1 protein-coding gene is annotated in these 1,135 nt (G+C 48.6%); it reads left to right on the top strand.

The window, feature by feature from the left end:
* The coding region (gene tnpC / locus C3420_RS17060; protein WP_103801100.1) for an IS66 family transposase at window positions 1-1,135 on the top strand (1,135 nt) is incomplete at both ends.

The raw sequence follows: 1,135 nt of genomic DNA, 5'->3' as shown, positions 1-1,135 counted from the left end.
GCAAAACAAATCCATCTCTGGGATGAAGCGGTCGAAGAAGATATCGCAGCCGTTGATCTGGAACTGGAACGGCTGAATGCAGATAAAACCGATGCAGCGACACACAAAGCCAAAGCAAATAAACCTAAACGTCGACCACTGCCAGATCATCTACACACCATCCGTATTGAGCATGAACCTGCATCAACCCAATGCGCTTGTGGCTGCCAACTCCGTCGTATCGGCGAAGATGTCAGTGAAAAACTGCATTTCAGACCGGCACAGTTCTATAAGGAACAGCATGTGCGTGGTAAATGGGTCTGTGATCAGTGTGACACCCTGACTCAGCAAGCGATGCCTGCCTATGTAATTGATAAAGGCATTGCTTCACCTGAATTGCTCAGCCATGTGCTGGTATCGAAATATGCCGATCATTTGCCGCTGTACCGTCAACGTCTGATCTATCAGCGGGCGGGAATCGAACTTTCTAGATCAACTTTATCTGACTGGATAGGTCGCTGCGGTGTAGAACTGGAACCTCTGGCCAATGCCTTAAAACAGGTGGTGCTGCAACAGCGGGTGATCCATGCCGATGAAACGCCGGTCACCATCATGCGGATGGGTGATGATGAGAAAAAACCGAAAAAAGGTTATGTCTGGGCCTATGCCACTACACAGTACAATCCAGTTCAGGCAGTGATCTATGACTTTCAGGATAGTCGTTCAGGCCAGCATGCTGAAGCGTTCTTGAAAGGCTGGCAGGGCAATCTAGTCTGTGATGATTACAGTGGTTATAAAGCACGCTTTAAATCAGGTCAGGTCATAGAGGTGGGCTGCATGGCCCATGCACGTCGTAAATTCCATGAACTGCATGTGACCGGGAAAAGTCAGGTCGCTGAACAGGCATTGGTGCTGATTCAGAAACTGTATGCGATAGAAGTAGAACTCAGGAAAAAGACCGATGGTACAGCAGAACAGCGCCGCGAATACCGACAACAGCATAGTCAACCAGTGATGCAACAACTGTATGAATGGCTCAACCAACATCATCTGACAGTGCCATCGAGTTCTCCCACCGCCAAGGCGATCAATTACAGCCTAAAACGTTGGCAGGCACTCTGCCGCTATCTGGATGATGGTAATTTGCCTATAGATA

Origin of the sequence: Acinetobacter sp. ACNIH3 (assembly GCF_002918965.1) — a bacterium.
GTDB lineage: Bacteria > Pseudomonadota > Gammaproteobacteria > Pseudomonadales > Moraxellaceae > Acinetobacter > Acinetobacter schindleri.
Note: the sequence above shows the minus strand (reverse complement) of the source record. Positions and strands in the feature narration are given on the sequence as shown.